The sequence below is a fragment of the Nocardia sp. NPDC050710 genome (genome assembly GCF_040654375.1).
Taxonomy (GTDB): domain Bacteria; phylum Actinomycetota; class Actinomycetes; order Mycobacteriales; family Mycobacteriaceae; genus Nocardia.
The window spans coordinates 1,284,705-1,299,818 of the sequence record NZ_JBFAHV010000001.1 but is presented as its reverse complement, the minus strand read 5'-3'; the positions used below and the strand labels follow the sequence as shown (position 1 = coordinate 1,299,818).

The 15,114-nt window shown below is 68.6% G+C and carries 15 protein-coding genes; 12 read left to right on the top strand and 3 right to left on the bottom strand.

Annotation, left to right across the window (positions count from 1 at the left end; all coding sequences use genetic code 11):
• Nucleotides 1–148 precede the first annotated feature (148 nt).
• The 7 genes from AB0H61_RS06075 (at nucleotide 149) to AB0H61_RS06045 (ending at nucleotide 8,429) form a co-directional block, all read left to right on the top strand.
• Entirely contained in the window at nucleotides 149–277 is a 129-nt protein-coding gene (locus tag AB0H61_RS06075) for a hypothetical protein (RefSeq protein ID WP_357299747.1), read from the top strand.
• Between the two features lie 290 nt (nucleotides 278–567).
• A complete protein-coding gene (locus tag AB0H61_RS06070; protein WP_357299745.1) occupies nucleotides 568–1,797 on the top strand; it encodes a cysteine desulfurase family protein in 1,230 nt (409 codons plus the stop codon).
• Nucleotides 1,797–2,918 carry a tRNA 2-thiouridine(34) synthase MnmA gene (gene mnmA, locus AB0H61_RS06065; protein ID WP_357299743.1) on the top strand — a complete coding sequence of 374 codons (1,122 nt, stop codon included), beginning with the start codon at nucleotides 1,797–1,799 and terminating at the stop codon, nucleotides 2,916–2,918. The genes AB0H61_RS06070 and mnmA overlap by 1 nt, the downstream gene beginning before the upstream one ends.
• 261 nt (nucleotides 2,919–3,179) lie before the next feature.
• Nucleotides 3,180–4,196 carry a methionine synthase gene (locus tag AB0H61_RS06060; protein WP_357299939.1) on the top strand — a complete coding sequence of 339 codons (1,017 nt, stop codon included), beginning with the start codon at nucleotides 3,180–3,182 and terminating at the stop codon, nucleotides 4,194–4,196.
• A gap of 112 nt (nucleotides 4,197–4,308) precedes the next feature.
• Nucleotides 4,309–6,435, top strand: a complete 2,127-nt coding sequence (gene ligA, locus AB0H61_RS06055) for an NAD-dependent DNA ligase LigA (RefSeq protein WP_357299741.1) — start codon at nucleotides 4,309–4,311, stop codon at nucleotides 6,433–6,435.
• Between the two features lie 264 nt (nucleotides 6,436–6,699).
• The gene (locus tag AB0H61_RS06050) at nucleotides 6,700–7,398 is read left to right on the top strand and encodes an SDR family NAD(P)-dependent oxidoreductase (RefSeq protein ID WP_357299937.1); all 699 of its coding nucleotides are present in this window, start codon (nucleotides 6,700–6,702) and stop codon (nucleotides 7,396–7,398) included.
• A complete protein-coding gene (locus tag AB0H61_RS06045) occupies nucleotides 7,395–8,429 on the top strand; it encodes an S-adenosylmethionine:tRNA ribosyltransferase-isomerase (protein ID WP_357299738.1) in 1,035 nt (344 codons plus the stop codon). The genes AB0H61_RS06050 and AB0H61_RS06045 overlap by 4 nt, the downstream gene beginning before the upstream one ends.
• A 58-nt stretch (nucleotides 8,430–8,487) precedes the next feature.
• Here AB0H61_RS06045 and AB0H61_RS06040 read toward each other — a convergent pair whose 3' ends face one another.
• Nucleotides 8,488–8,835 carry a hypothetical protein gene (locus AB0H61_RS06040; RefSeq protein ID WP_357299735.1) on the bottom strand — a complete coding sequence of 116 codons (348 nt, stop codon included), beginning with the start codon at nucleotides 8,833–8,835 and terminating at the stop codon, nucleotides 8,488–8,490.
• 176 nt (nucleotides 8,836–9,011) lie between these two features.
• Between AB0H61_RS06040 and AB0H61_RS06035 the strand changes: the two genes are divergently transcribed.
• The 3 genes from AB0H61_RS06035 to AB0H61_RS06025 all read left to right on the top strand — a co-directional run bounded on the left by AB0H61_RS06035 (nucleotide 9,012) and on the right by AB0H61_RS06025 (nucleotide 11,249).
• Complete coding sequence (locus tag AB0H61_RS06035) at nucleotides 9,012–10,238, top strand: ATP-binding protein (protein WP_357299732.1); 1,227 nt, start codon at nucleotides 9,012–9,014, stop codon at nucleotides 10,236–10,238.
• Between the two features lie 29 nt (nucleotides 10,239–10,267).
• A complete protein-coding gene (locus tag AB0H61_RS06030) occupies nucleotides 10,268–10,618 on the top strand; it encodes a hypothetical protein (RefSeq protein WP_357299730.1) in 351 nt (116 codons plus the stop codon).
• 118 nt (nucleotides 10,619–10,736) lie between these two features.
• Nucleotides 10,737–11,249: a GNAT family N-acetyltransferase gene (locus AB0H61_RS06025; protein ID WP_357299727.1), complete on the top strand. Its 513-nt coding sequence runs from the start codon at nucleotides 10,737–10,739 to the stop codon at nucleotides 11,247–11,249.
• Between the two features lie 69 nt (nucleotides 11,250–11,318).
• Here the strand turns inward: AB0H61_RS06025 and AB0H61_RS06020 are convergent, their stop codons facing one another.
• Nucleotides 11,319–11,969: an amino acid-binding protein gene (locus AB0H61_RS06020; protein WP_357299724.1), complete on the bottom strand. Its 651-nt coding sequence runs from the start codon at nucleotides 11,967–11,969 to the stop codon at nucleotides 11,319–11,321.
• Between the two features lie 265 nt (nucleotides 11,970–12,234).
• Here AB0H61_RS06020 and gatC point away from each other — a divergent pair, with 265 nt between their 5' ends.
• Together gatC and gatA are read left to right on the top strand one after the other, a co-directional pair.
• Complete coding sequence (gene gatC / locus AB0H61_RS06015) at nucleotides 12,235–12,534, top strand: Asp-tRNA(Asn)/Glu-tRNA(Gln) amidotransferase subunit GatC (protein WP_357299935.1); 300 nt, start codon at nucleotides 12,235–12,237, stop codon at nucleotides 12,532–12,534.
• Nucleotides 12,531–14,036: an Asp-tRNA(Asn)/Glu-tRNA(Gln) amidotransferase subunit GatA gene (gene gatA, locus AB0H61_RS06010; protein ID WP_357299721.1), complete on the top strand. Its 1,506-nt coding sequence runs from the start codon at nucleotides 12,531–12,533 to the stop codon at nucleotides 14,034–14,036. The genes gatC and gatA overlap by 4 nt, the downstream gene beginning before the upstream one ends.
• A 68-nt stretch (nucleotides 14,037–14,104) precedes the next feature.
• On the opposite strand, the gene AB0H61_RS06005 is transcribed toward gatA, so the two are convergent.
• Nucleotides 14,105–15,031, bottom strand: a complete 927-nt coding sequence (locus AB0H61_RS06005; protein ID WP_357299718.1) for an SDR family NAD(P)-dependent oxidoreductase — start codon at nucleotides 15,029–15,031, stop codon at nucleotides 14,105–14,107.
• Nucleotides 15,032–15,114 lie beyond the last annotated feature (83 nt).

Below are 15,114 nucleotides of genomic sequence, written 5' to 3'. Positions count from 1 at the left end.
CACATCCGTCGAAGATGATTTCGATCAGGGGCTGCGCATGCTGCTCGACGGGATCGCCGCGCGCGGTGTCAGGCGGCGCCGTCGTTAGCTCACGGTGTGACCGCGCCTTTCTTCCTGGTTGCGGTAATCGTCGGCCATCGGCGAAACCATGGCCCACCGTGGTGCCGAGCGCGATCAGCCGAAGCTCGCTGACTGGGAGACCTACCGCACCGGTGTGCTGGACTCGGAGCTCGCCCACAACGGCCCGCGCGTCGTCGACTACCTCGTCTCGAGCTGAGTCAGTTCTGACCGGCGATCCGGTCCTACCTCCGATGGCGGTATGGCTGGACGACGTCGGTGAGTTTCGGCGACGAACCCTGGAGTCCTTGCCCGCCGCGCAAGCGCGGAAGGCGCGAACCCTCGGCGCCGGTCGTTTCGAGCGGATTCCTGGCCTCTGAACCGCCGATCCAGGAATATCGATTGGTGATACACGTGTTGAGGATCCTGGGTAAATCGTAGAAAAATCGTAGAAAGCAGGGGTGTACCCGAAAAATGCCCAGGTCAGCGGTGGTATAGGCTTTGTCGGTCATGAAGTCGGCTTATTCGGGTCCGGTCAACGGTGCTGCGCCCCAGACGGTCTACCTCGATCATGCGGCTACCACACCGATGCTGCCCGCCGCTGTCGAGGCGATGACCGCTGCATTCCTGCGGCCGGGCAATGCCTCTTCGCTGCACGGATCCGGGCGGGCGGCCAGGCGGTTGTTGGAAGAGGCGCGCGAATCCGTCGCCGCGAATCTGGGTGCGCGACCCTCGGAGGTCCTCTTCACCTCGGGCGGTACCGAGAGCGACAATCTGGCGGTCAAGGGAATCTTCTGGGCGCGTCGCGATGCCGACCCGCGCCGTACCCGGATCGTGGCGAGTGCGGTCGAACATCACGCGGTCATCGACGCGGTGGAGTGGCTGGAGCAGCACGAGGGCGCCCGGGTGACCTGGTTGCCGGTGGACGCCGACGGTGTGGTGTCGCCGCGCACACTGCGCGAAGCGCTGGCCGAGGATCCCGACGAGGTGGCGCTGGTCACCATCATGTGGGCCAATAACGAGGTCGGCACCATCCAGCCGATCGACGAGTTGGTCGCGGTGGCGCAGGAGTTCGGTGTGCCCATGCACAGCGATGCCGTCCAGGCGGCCGCGCAGCTACCGATCGATTTCGGCGCGAGCGGACTGTCGGCGGCCAGCTTCGCCGCGCACAAGGTCGGCGGTCCGCACGGGGTCGGCGTGCTGTTGCTGGGTAGGCAGGTGCCGTGCGTACCGCTGCTGCACGGCGGCGGACACGAACGCGACCTGCGTTCGGGAACCTCCGATACCGCGGGCGCGGTCGGACTGGCGGCCGCATTGCGCCAGACCGTGGCCGAATTGCCCGCGCGCACTATCGAATTGAGTGCGTTGCGCGACGAAATGATCGCGCGGATCCAGGACGCCGTGCCCGATACCGTGCTCAACGGCCCGCTCGGCGCGCGACGGCTGCCCGGGAATGTGCACTTCACATTCCCCGGCTGCGAAGGCGATTCGCTGCTGATGCTGCTGGACGCCGCCGGTATCGAATGCTCGACCGGGTCGGCCTGCAACGCGGGTGTGGCCTCGCCGAGCCATGTACTGATCGCCATGGGCGTCGAGCCGTGGCAGGCGCGGGGTTCACTGCGCTTCTCCTTGGGGCATACGTCGACCCGCGCCGACGTGGACGCCCTGTTGCAGGTCCTACCCCAGGTGGTCGAGCGGGCCAGGGCCGCTGGTCTTGCCGGAGCGAAAGGTGGTGTGTGATGCGGGTACTCGCGGCGATGAGCGGTGGAGTGGATTCCGCCGTGGCGGCGGCCCGCGCCGTCGACGCAGGTCATGAGGTGGTCGGCGTCCATCTCGCGCTGTCCGCGACCCCGGGCACGCTGCGCACGGGTTCGCGCGGCTGCTGCTCGAAGGAGGATGCGGGCGATGCCCGGCGCGCCGCCGACGTGCTCGGAATCCCCTTCTACGTCTGGGATTTCGCGGATCGCTTCAAGGAAGATGTGATCGACGATTTCGTCGCGGCCTATGCGGCGGGCGAGACGCCGAACCCGTGTCTGCGCTGCAACGAGAAGATCAAGTTCTCGGCGCTTGCCGACCGGGCGGTGGCGCTCGGCTTCGACGCCGTGGTCACCGGGCATTACGCGCGGCTGTCGGACGGGGTGCTGCGTCGCGCGGTGGACGCCGACAAGGATCAGTCCTATGTGCTCGCGGTGCTGACCGCGCAACAGCTTTCGCGCGCCATGTTCCCGGTGGGCGATACCCCGAAGCCGGATATTCGCGCCGAGGCCGCCGAACGCGGTCTCGCGGTCGCGAACAAGCCGGACAGCCACGACATCTGCTTCATCCCCTCCGGGGATACCCGCGCCTTCCTCGGCGCGAAGATCGGCATCCGGCCGGGCGCGGTGGTCGACTCCGGCGGTCAGGTGCTCGGGCAGCACGAGGGTGTGCACGGCTTCACCATCGGTCAGCGCAAGGGGCTCGGCCTGCCCGGGCCCGCCGCCGACGGCAAGCCTCGCTATGTGACCGGTATCGACCCGGACTCCGGCACCGTGCGCGTCGGCTCGGCCGAGGACTTGCAGGTGTGGACCATTACGGCGGAGCGCGCGATCTGGACCTCGGGTGTCGCACCCGAAGGGCCGATCGACTGTGTGGCGCAGGTGCGCGCGCACGGCGGCACCGCGCCCGCGGTCGCCGAGGCGGTGGGCGACGGCCTGTCCGTCCGGTTGCGCGAACCGCTGACCGGGGTGGCCCGCGGCCAGGCCGTGGTGCTCTACCGGCCGGACGAGGCGGGCGACGAGGTGATCGGCAGCGGAACGATCAGCGGCACCGGCCGCGAGGTCGACACCGTCGGCAGTGATGTCACCGCCGACACCGCGCACTGAAATCCGCGCGCGAGCCGCGGGGGTCGGGCCTGCCGCGTATCGGCTCGGCCTCCCTCGGCGAGAATCGAGCCGGAATGCTCGAATCGCCGGGCGACCGACCCGCCCGGTCCGGTCCGAACCCGATCAGATGCATGAGCATCCGGTGCTGACCGGCGCGGCCGGGCGAACCGGCACGAGCGAGGAGACCGATAGGGGTTGGACGTGGTGAGCGAAACCGGAACCGACGCGGAGGGCGCCGCCGAAGCGGGCCCGTCGACTCTGTTGCCCGGCGGCATCGCGACGGCCGTCGGATCGTGGCCGGGAGCCGACCCGCGTGAGGCCGCGGGGACCGTCATCGGGGAATTGACCGAGCTGGCGCATCTGGTGGAACTGCCGGGTCGCGGTGCGGGCGCCGATATGATCGGCCGGGTCTCGGCGCTGCTGGTCGATATGCGATTCGACACCACCACCCGCGGATACCGGCTCGCGCCGCGACCGGGTGCGCTGTCGCGGCGCGCCCGAGATCTGCTGCGCGCCGACCTGGATGCCCTCGAAGAAGCCTGGGAGACATCGGGTTCGGCGGGCACCGGACGCGTCGTCAAGGTGCAGGCCACCGGACCGCTCACCCTCGCCGCCCAGGTGGAACTTCCCGGTGGACATCGCATACTCACCGATCGCGGTGCACTACGCGATATTTCGGAGTCGCTGGCCGAGGGACTTGCCCAGCACATCGCCGAGGTGCGCAGGCGTCTCGGCACGGAAGTCGTTCTCCAACTGGACGAACCGTCGCTCACCCGGGTACTCGACGGCTCGCTGCGCGGTGTCAGCGTGCTCGATACGGTGCGCGCGATGCCCGCCCCCGAGGCGCTGGCGGTATTGGACGCGGTGATCGCCGCGCAATCCGCCCCGGTGTTGGTGCACAGCTGCGCCGAACCGCCCGCGCTGGACTTCCTGCGCGGCAGCGCGGCCGCCGCCATCGGCTTCGATATCACCGCCATCGGTACGGCGGATCTCGACAGCATCGGCGAAACCTTGGACTCCGGAAAGCAATTGGTTCTCGGGCTGGTGCCGACCAGCGCCCCGGCGATTCCGGTGACCTGGCGCGAGATCGCCGAACCCGGTGTGCGCCTGATCGATCGACTCGGCTTCCCGCGCGCCGCGCTGGCCGCCGCCGTCCTCGTGAGCCCCGCGTGCGGTCTCGGCTCGGCTCCGCTGGAGTGGGCGCGCAGATCGCTCGGCTTGGCGAACGAGGTGGCTCGCGCCTTCGCCGAGGAGCCGGAGTCGCTGACGTTCGAGTAGCCGCCGCGTCGATGCGGGTGCGGACCGGCACGCGTGGAATCCGCCCGGAATACGGCGGCGACGTGCGGGAACGTCCCGGAAGGTGTCGGTGGGCTGGACTAATGTGCGTGTGGTGAGTGACAGCGAGAGTGCAACGATTCCGGCGACGGCAGAGCAGCGGGTGCGGTGGCAGCAGCTTGCGGACGAGGTTCGCGAGCACCAGTTCCGCTACTACGTGCGGGACGCGCCGATCATCTCCGACGGGGAGTTCGACACGCTGCTGCGACGGCTGGAGGCGATGGAGGAGGAGCATCCGGATCTGCGCACGCCGGATTCACCGACCCAGCTGGTCGGTGGCGGTTTCGCCACCGACTTCACCGCCGTCGACCATCTGGAGCGGATGCTCTCGCTGGACAATGTCTTCGACTTCGACGAGCTACGCACCTGGGCGAGCCGGGTCGAGGCCGAGACCGGGTCGAATCTGCACTACCTGTGCGAGGTGAAGATCGACGGTGTCGCGCTGAATCTCGTCTACGAGAACGGCAAGCTGGTGCGCGGCGCCACCCGCGGCGACGGGCGCACCGGTGAGGACGTCACCCTCAACGCGCGCACCATTGAGGACATCCCCGGTGAACTGACGCCGAACGCCGACTTCCCGATTCCGGCGCTGCTCGAGGTGCGCGGCGAGGTCTACTTCCGGCTGGAGGATTTCGAAACCCTCAACGCCGCCATCGTCGCGGAAGGCAAACCGCCCTACGCGAATCCGCGCAATACCGCGGCGGGTTCGCTGCGGCAGAAGGATCCCGCGGTGACCGCGCGGCGCAGGCTGCGGATGATCTGCCACGGCTTCGGGCGCATCGAGGGCTACACCCCGACCTCGCAGTACGAGGCGTACCAGGCCTTGGCCGCGTGGGGCCTGCCCGTCTCCGAACACACCCGCCGGGTGCAGGGCATCGACGCGGTGATCGAACGGGTCGCCTACTGGGGCGAGCACCGCCACGATATCGAGCACGAGATCGACGGCCAGGTGATCAAGGTCGACGAGATGGCGCTGCAACGCCGCCTCGGCTCCACCTCCCGGGCCCCGCGCTGGGCCATCGCCTACAAATACCCGCCGGAAGAGGCGACCACCAAACTGCTGAATATCGAGGTGAATGTCGGGCGCACCGGCCGGGTCACCCCGTTCGCGGTGATGGAACCGGTCTCCATCGCGGGCTCCACGGTCGCGATGGCGACGCTGCACAACGCCTCGGAGGTCAAGCGCAAGGGCGTGCTCATCGGCGACACCGTCACCATCCGCAAAGCCGGTGACGTGATCCCCGAGGTGCTCGGACCGGTGGTGGACGCGCGCACCGGCGACGAACGCGAATTCGTGATGCCGACGCACTGTCCCGAGTGCGCCACCGAGCTCGCGCCGGAGAAGGAGGGCGACGCCGATATCCGCTGTCCGAATCAGCAGTACTGCCCCGCGCAGCTGCGCGAGCGGGTGTATCACGTCGCGGGCCGTGGCGCGTTCGATATCGAATCGCTCGGCTACGAGGGCGCGATCGATCTGCTGAAATCCGGTGCGATCACGGACGAGGGCGATCTCTTCGACCTCGACGAGGCGCGGTTGCTGACCACATCGCTGTATTCGAACAAGGACGGCAACCTATCGGCCAACGGCAAGCGCTTGCTGGAGAATCTGCGGACCGTCAAGGACCGTCCGCTCTGGCGGGTCCTGGTCGGCCTGTCCATCCGGCACGTCGGCCCGACCGCGGCCCGTGCGCTGGCCGCCGAATTCGGCAGTATGGAACGCATCGAGGCGGCCACCGCGGAGGAATTGGGCGCCGCCGACGGCGTCGGCCCGACCATCGCCGCCGCGGCCGCCGAATGGTTCACCGTCGACTGGCACCGCGCGATCGTGGACAAATGGCGTGCCGCGGGTGTGCGCATGGAGGACGAGCGCGACGAGTCGATCGAGCGCAATCTCGAGGGCCTCTCGATCGTGGTCACCGGTTCCTTGCAGGGCTTCACCCGCGACGGCGCCAAGGAGGCGATCCTGGTACGCGGCGGTAAGGCATCGGGTTCGGTTTCGAAGAAGACCGCGTTCGTAGTGATCGGCGACGCGCCGGGTTCCAAGGCGGCCAAGGCCGAGGAACTCGGTGTGCCGATCCTGGACGAAGACGGTTTCCGACTGCTGCTGGAGGGCGGTCCCGACGCGGTGACTCCGGAAGCGGCGGCCGACGACGCCGCGGAGGATGCGGCCGCGCAGGAGTAGCAGCGTCCGCGATCCCCTCGCCGGTCGAGGGGATCGCTGCCCGAGTCGCGGTAGGCGGCAATCGGTTCGGTCGTCCCGGCGAGGGAATTCGGTGCGACGGATCGGGGGCACGGTGGGATCGGCGGCCGTCCGGGCCCGAAAATTCTCCTTGACCTCAACCTCACTTCAGGTACCACGATCGGTCTTGTAGGCGACTGTCTCGTGGTCCGGTGGGTTGCGGGCGACGGCGGTGGTCGCACCACGGGCGACTATCAGGAGATCGACATGACGCACCGCCGCACCGCCGTGATCACCGGTGCCTCGGCCGGATTCGGCCGGGCCCTCAGCCGCGCGCTGGTCCAGCGCGGCTGGCGGGTGATCGGTACCGCGCGCCGCGCCGACCGGCTCGAGCAGGTACACGCCGAACTCGGCGCGGCCTTTTTGGCCGTCCCCGGCGACATCACCGATCCGGAGCATCGCGCCCGGCTGGCCGCGATCGCACGCGATACCGGATCACTCGACCTGGTCGTGAATAACGCCAGCCGCCTCGGACCGAGTCCGCTGCCGCGACTCGCCGACTATCCGCTCGACGAACTCGAGCGCGTGTACCGCACCAATGTCATTGCGCCACTGGCGGTGCTACAGCGAGTACTGCCGGTGCTGGCACCCGACGGCGTGGTGGTGAATATCAGTTCCGACGCCGGTGTCGAACCCTATCCGCAATGGGGCGGCTACGGCTCGTCCAAGGCCGCACTCGATCAGCTCACCGCCATCCTCGGCGCCGAGCATCCTGACTTGTCGATCTACGCGTTCGACCCCGGGGATATGCGCACCGAGATGCATCAGGCCGCATTCCCGGACGAGGACATCTCCGACCGCCCCGAACCGGAGACCGTCGTCCCCGCGCTGCTCCGGCTGATCGAAGAAAGACCCAAGAACGCCCGCTACACCGCGGCCGACTTCGCCACCCGGATCATGCGATGACCGTTGTCATGGCCGACCGGTCCTTCACCCTGCCGCCGGAGCGCAATGCGACGGCCCCGCCCGAGGCGCGTGGACTGGCGCGCGACGAGGTGCGTCTGCTGGTGGCGGACGAGGGGCTGACGCACGCGCGATTCCGCGAGCTACCGCGGCACCTGCGTGCGGGCGACCTTGTGGTGGTCAACAATTCGGCCACACTGTCGGCGGCGGTGGACGGCCGGATCGGCGAACTGCCCGTCGCGGTGCACTTCTCGACCTGGTTGGACGACGGGAGTTGGGTGGTCGAGGTGCGATCGCCCGGGCGCACGCCCTTCCCGGACCGGGCGCTCGCGCCTGGTACGGTGCTGCGGCTGCCGGACGGCGCGCGAGTCGTCCTGCGTGCACCCTGGCTGCCGCGGGCGCGGCGCCTGTGGATCGCGGATGCGAACATCGACCCGCGTGTGTTGATGACGGCGCACGGCCATCCGATCACCTATTCGTATGTGCCGCACCGTTGGTCGGAGTCGTACTACACCACGGTCTTCGGGCGCATTCCGGGCAGCGCGGAGATGCCGAGCGCCGCACGCCCGTTCACCGATCGTCTGGTGCTGGACCTGCTCACCTCCGGTGTCGGCGTCGCCCCGATCACCCTGCATACCGGTGTCTCCTCACCGGAGGCGGGCGAACCACCGAGTCCAGAACGTTTCGCCGTTCCGGCCGCTACCGCCCGCTCGGTGAACGACACCAGGGCCGCGGGCGGGCGGGTTATCGCCGTCGGCACCACCGTCACCCGGGCGCTGGAGTCCGCCGCGGACCCGTCCGGCCGGATTCGGCCTGCCTCGGGTTGGACCGAACTCGTTCTCGGCGCCGATCACCCCGCCCGCGTGGTCGACGGCTTGATCACCGGCTGGCACGCGCCCGGGGCATCGCACCTGGACCTGCTGGTCGCGGTCGCCGGGGCCGATACCGTGTGCGCGGCCTACGCCGCCGCACTCGACACGGGCTATCTCTGGCACGAATTCGGCGACAGCGCGCTACTGCTGAACCCGCACTGACCCGGATCGACGGCCCGGCTCCTCGTTTCGGCGCGACAGGACCGCCTCGACAGCGCCGCTAGACGGGAATGACCTGGACGGTGGCGCTCTGCTGGCCGTCGAGCTCCAGGCGGGTGCAGTGGCCGGGGTCCAGCTCGATGTGCTTCTTATTGATCCGGCGCTTGCCGGTGGTGTCGATGACGACCTTGGCCGAGCCCATCGAACAGATCTTGCTGGCCCAGGGCTGCGAGTACTCGACGGTGCCCGCGCTCTGGCAGGTATTGGTGGAGTCGTTCAGGAAGACCCGCGCGGTCCCGTCCGGGCAGGGCGCCTCGGCGATCGCCTGCGGCGCGAGGAAAACCACCGAACCCGCGCCGAGTGCGGCAAGGGAGCCGCGGACCACTAGACGACGAACCGTATTTCCCATCGCTACCCTCATCCATTCGACATTCGCGGACCGCGCGGCAAACCTGCCGCGCCCAGCATGCTAACGCTCATCGAAACGCTTGTCCCAGCGTATGGCCGACTCGGCGGTCGGGAGGGGGTGATGTCGCTATCGCGCACCGCAGCCGGAAGTATGGCGGCATGCTGCGGAGTTTTCAGGTGACCAACCACAGATCGCTGGCCGAACGGCAGGAGCTGCGGCTGTACCGGGGGAGTGGGCCGGTCGCGGTACCGGTGACGGCGATTCACGGCGGGCCTGCCGCGGGGAAGACGAGCCTGATCGACGCGCTCGCGCAGATGCGCGACGCGGTGCTGCATTCGGTCACCGGATGGGATCCGTATGCCGGGCCGGTGCGTGCCCCACATCTCGGGTTCCCGGATCGGCCAACGGAATTCGTAGCCGGTTTCGTGGCCGAGGGGGTGCCGTACACCTACGGATTCTCGGTGGACAACGCCGATGTGACGGCGGAATGGCTGCATACGCATCCGCGCTCGCGCAAGCGGATCGTCTTCGAGCGGATCGGCGAACAGATCAAGGTCGGGCCGATGTTCGAGGCCGCGCGCTACGGCATTACCGCGCTGGTTCCGCTGGTACGCCCGAATGCGTTGCTGCTCAGCCTCGCCGGGCAGATGTACGCCGAGGCGCTGGTGCCCGCCTACCGGTGGTTCTCGTCCATGCTCGAGGTGCAGCGAGGCGCGCCGGAGCCGACCGAAGTCGCGCGCCGCCTCGGCGGTCACATCTCTCGTTCGCCGGAGAACGCCGCGCGGCTGTTGCTCTTGCTGCGGGCCGCGGAATTGGGCATCACCGATGTGCTGATCGCCGAGCACGATCCGATGTACGCCGACTATCTGCGCGAACTCGACGCCGATATCGCCGGGACCGCCGAACAGGTCGAGCTGTGCGCCGGTTCGCCCGCCCACGCGGACCGGCTGCTGCGGGACAACGGCCTCACCCCGCTGGTGCTCGAACGCGAGCTCGCCAACCTCCGCGCCGCCCGCGACGCGCTCTACTCCCGCATGGTCGCCCGCCGCGGTGTCGGGCTGAACCTGGTGCATACGGGCATCGACACACCATTCGATATCGCCGACGAGTCCGCCGCCACCGTCGCGCTGCTGCGCCTGCTGCCGACCATGTTGGACGCGCTCGATCAGGGTCTGGTGCTGGTGATCGACGATATCGGCGCGCAACTCCAGGCCGAGCAGACCGATCGCCTGATCCAGCTCTTCCAGAATCCGGAAACCAATACCCATGGCGCCCAACTGGTCTTCACCACCGACAATCGGGCCCTGATCGATCGCGGCAACGGTCGCTCGCAGCGCACCCGCACCGCGGTCTGGCAGGTCCGCCGCACCGAGGCGGGTGTCAGCGAACTCGCGGCGCTGTAGTCCCGGCGCCGCCCAATACAGTGGTGGGCATGCTGGAAATCGCAATGTTGGTGATCATGTCCATGGCGCTGGTCGCCTGGCTCGTGATCTACCTGCGCGGTCGCGGGCTCGGCGGATTCCGGACCGCGCAGCCGGAGAACGGTTCGCTCTACGTCACCGGTGTCAGCCCGCGGCCCGACGCCGAGGGCGAGCAGTACGTGACGATCACCGGAAATCTGACCGGGCCGTCGGTGCCGGGCCAGGTCGTGTACGGCCGCTTCGCGTGGGATGTGAACCAGTGGCCCACCATTGGCGACTACATCCCGGTGATCTATCCCGCGGGTAAACCGGATCGCTGGCAGATCATGCACCCGGGCGGCCGGCCCGGCCTCGGATCCTGATGTCGCACGCCGGGCGAATTGTCGGCCCGGGTCGCCGACCGATATTGGGCTGTGGCGTACGGCTCATCGGCTCTGGGCGCACGGCGAGCGGCGGTGCGGTGGGTGGCAGGATGCGGACATGGGTGAAATGGACTCCGCGGTCGTTGTCCGGACGGCCCGTCCCGAGGAATACGACGCGGTCGGCGAACTGACCGTCGACGTCTACGTGGGCGAAGGATATGTCCGGTCCGGCAGTCCGTACGCGGCGCAACTGGCCGACACCGTGCACCGTGCTTCCGCCGCGCAGGTGCTGGTGGCGGTGCAGGCGGACCGGATTGTCGGGTCGCTCACGGTGGCCCGCGCGGGCGCGCCGTATGCCGAGATCGCCCGCCCCGGTGAGCTCGAATTCCGGATGCTCGCGGTCTCGAAGCGGGCACGCGGTTTCGGCGCCGGAACCACATTGGTGCGCACCGTGATCGAGATGGCCGTTGCCGAAGGGCGCGATGCGGTCGTCCTCACGACGATGTCCGCCATGGTCGATGCCCGCCGCATCTACGACCGCTACGGTTTCGTCCCCGCACCGGACCGCGATTGGATTACCGATGCGGGCGAACTCCTCACCGTGCTGCGCCTGGAGCTGCCGCGCGGCTGACAGGCATGCGAGCTGTCCGATGCGACAACTGATATCGACAGCGCGGCGGTCGGGGCGGGCGCGGTGTTCTCAGCCGAGGACGGTGGCGACGATCCCCGCCAGATAACCCAGGCGCGCCACCTCGGAGGGGCGGAAATCGGGTCCGCCGGGTCGGCCGAGCAAGAGCACCTTGCCGGTGTTGCCGAGGGGTGCGGCGGCGAGCTTGGTGTCCATATCGCGCCAGATCTGCGGGACCCAGTCGGCCTCGGGGTCGAGTACGACGGGCTTCTCGAGCGGCATCCACGGAGCCGAACCGGCCTGGGTCTGCGGGGCGCTCTGACTGCCGACCAACCGGTAGGCGCCCTGCGGACCCATATCGATGACCGTGCTCCAGCCGACACGCAGCACCCGGGGCACGCCATCCACGAGCACCTGTAGGCGGTCGTCACGGGCGCTGGCGACGTGGTCGATCAATTCGAGTTCGCGGTGGGTGTCCAGCACGCCGGAATACGGGCGGATGGAGTCCACATGCACATCACCGAGCGATTCCGCGGCGGTGATCAGGGTATCCGGCAATGCGTTGGGTGGCACCTCCACGACGAGATCGTCGACCGCGAAGCCTGCCCCGCGCTCCACCACATCCAGCGAAAGGATGTCTGCGCCGACGGAGCCCAATGCGAGCGCGAGTGCGCCGAGGCTTCCCGGGCGATCCGGAAGTTGCACGCGGAGCAGGTATGACACGCGCGTTCCTTTCCTCTGGCCGGCCGAGCCTGGTGAACGGATACCCGGGTCTGGCAATATTTACACCCCCCAGCGTCCGTTATCGACTCGAAGGGCGTCCAGTGACGAACGCCACGCGGCGATTTCGCTTCGAAGCGGCGTGTCGCTCTAGTTGCGGGGGTGTGTCGTCGGATTCCGAGCGCGATCGAGGTCGGTCGGGCGTCGCCCGCTAGGCTGTCCGGTGGCCGATTTCTTTACGCTCAACCATGCCGAAAGGGGTCCCGCGGTGCCCGCCATCTCCCGCGACGAGGTCGCACACCTCGCCCGGCTGTCCCGGCTCGCGCTGTCCGATGCCGAACTGGATCAGTTCGCCGGTCAGCTGGATTCGATCCTGAGCCACGTGCGGACCATCTCCGAGGTCGCCGCCGCGGATGTCCCACCCACCTCGTCGCCGAATCCGGCGACCAATGTCACCCGCGCCGACGACGTGCAGCCGTGCTTGACCCCGCGGGAGGCGCTGTCCGGTGCGCCCGCGGTGGACGAACAGCGGTTCATGGTTCCGCAGATCCTGGGAGAGGGCGAATGAGCGCGGCATCGGGTAGTGATTCGACGGGTGGGCAGGACCTGACGCTGCGCACCGCGGCCGAACTCGCCGACCGGATCCATGCCCGCGAGATCTCCTCCGTGGAGGTCACCCAGGCGCATCTGGATCGGATCGCCGAGGCGGATGGCGAGATCCACGCGTTCCTGCACATCTCCGGTGAGCAGGCGCTGTCGGCCGCCGCCGCGGTCGACGCCGCGCTGGCCGCGGGCGAGGCGCCCGCCTCGCCGCTGGCCGGAGTTCCGTTGGCGCTCAAGGACGTCTTCACCACGACGGACGCGCCGACCACCTGCGCTTCGAAAATCCTCGAGGGCTGGGTCTCGCCGTACGACGCCACCGTCACCGCGCGTCTGCGCGCCGCGGGCATCCCGATTCTCGGTAAGACCAATATGGACGAGTTCGCCATGGGCTCCTCCACCGAGAACTCGGCCTACGGCCCCACCCGCAACCCGTGGGACACCAGCCGGATCCCGGGCGGCTCGGGCGGTGGTTCGGCGGCCGCGTTGGCCTCGCACCAGGCGCCGCTGGCCATCGGCACCGATACCGGTGGCTCCATCCGTCAGCCCGCCGCGGTGACGGCGACTGTCGGCACCAAGCCGACCTACGGCACGGTGTCGCGTTTCGGTCTGGTCGCCTGCGCGTCCTCGCTGGATCAGGGTGGTCCGTGCGGTCGCACCGTGCTGGACACCGCGCTGCTGCACGAGGTGATCGCGGGCTACGACCCGCGCGACTCGACCTCCCGCAATGTGCCGGTGCCCCCGGTGGTGGCCGCCGCGCGCTCGGGAGCCGAGGGCGATCTTCGTGGAGTGAAAGTCGGTGTGGTCAAGGAACTGCACTCCGACAGCTATCAGCCGGGCGTGATCGCCTCCTTCGACGCCGCGGTCGCGGTGCTACAGGAGCTGGGCGCCGAGGTGGTCGAGGTCTCCTGCCCGCACTTCGAATACGCGTTGTCGGCGTACTACCTGGTGATGCCGAGCGAGGTGTCCTCGAACCTGGCCCGCTTCGACGCGATGCGCTACGGCCTGCGCGTCGACGACGACGGTCGGCACAGCGCCGAGCAGGTCATGGCGGCCACCCGCGCCGCCGGATTCGGCCCCGAGGTCAAGCGCCGCATCATGATCGGCACCTACGCGCTGTCGGCGGGCTACTACGACGCCTACTACGGCCAGGCGCTCAAGGTCCGCACGCTCATCACCCGGGACTTCGACAAGGCCTACGAGCAGGTCGACGTGCTGGTCTCGCCGACCAGCCCGTTCACCCCGTGGAAGCTGGGTGAGAAGGTCGACGATCCGCTGGCCATGTACCTGTCGGATCTGTGCACCCTGCCCACCAACCTGGCCGGTCATCCGGCCATGTCGGTGCCGTCCGGGCTGAGCGAGGACGACGGTATGCCGGTCGGCTTCCAGATCATGGCCCCCGCGTTGGCGGATGACCGCCTGTACCGGGTGGGCGCGGCCTACGAAGCGGCCCGCGGCGCCATCGCCTGACGCGACGTGCCCACCTGCCCGCGGTGCCGCGGGCAGGTGGGCATACCGGCCGACTCGCCGCGGATATGTCAGTCGGTCGCCGACGCCGCACCCGGGTCCGGCTCGAGGTCGCGGGGAGTCGAACCGGGCCAGGTGAATTCGGGATCGGTCAGATAGTCCTGGCGACGCTGGTCGAGTGCCATGGCCACCATCTGGTGCGCGCCGGGACCGATCACCTTGCGCAGCGGTGGATTCGGCATCTCGATCAGTGCGATCAGGCCCTGGGCCGCGACTTCCGGGGCCGCCTCCTGCCATTCCGGCTCCGCCTCGGTGGATTCGGTGGTGTCCTCGGTGGATTCGAGTAGCGCGGCGAGAATCTCCGGGGTCGGGTAGTCCGGCATGCCGAGGATGGCGGACCGCTGTGGCTCGTAGGCGGGTAATCCGGCGCCGAATTTCATACTCGATTTCGCCCAATCGGTATCGAATCCGCCCATCTGGGCGAGGGTGACGTGGATACCGAAGGGTCGCAGTTCATCCGCGAGTGAGGCACTGAAGCCCTCCAGCGCCCACTTACTCGCGTTGTACATGCCGAACAGCGGCAGGCTGCCGACCGCCCCGACCGTCGAGATCTGCACGATATGCCCCGTGCCCTGCTTGCGCAGATGCGGTGTCGCGGCCTGCGAGACCCAGAGGGCCCCATAGAAATTGGTCTCCATCTGATCGCGGATCTGGGCCTCGGTGAGCTCTTCGATGGCGCCGACCATGCCGTAGCCGGCATTGTTGACGATCACATCGATCGTGCCGGCCTTCTCGAAAGCCGTATTCACGGTGGCGAATGCCTGATCGCGGTCGCGGACATCCAACGGCAGCACCGTCAGCCGGTCGTCGACCAGGTCGGCCATGGTCCGGGGGTCACGGGCCGTCGCGACGACCCGGTCGCCCTGCGCCAGAGCGGCGGTGGTGAAGGCGCGGCCGAGGCCGCGGTTGGCTCCGGTGATGAACCAGGTTCGGGTCATTGCGATGTCCTTTCGTCGCGAGACGCTGCGTCTCGTTTGAAGATGCTGCCAAGCCGTTGCCCTCTTGTCAAGACGAGACGTTT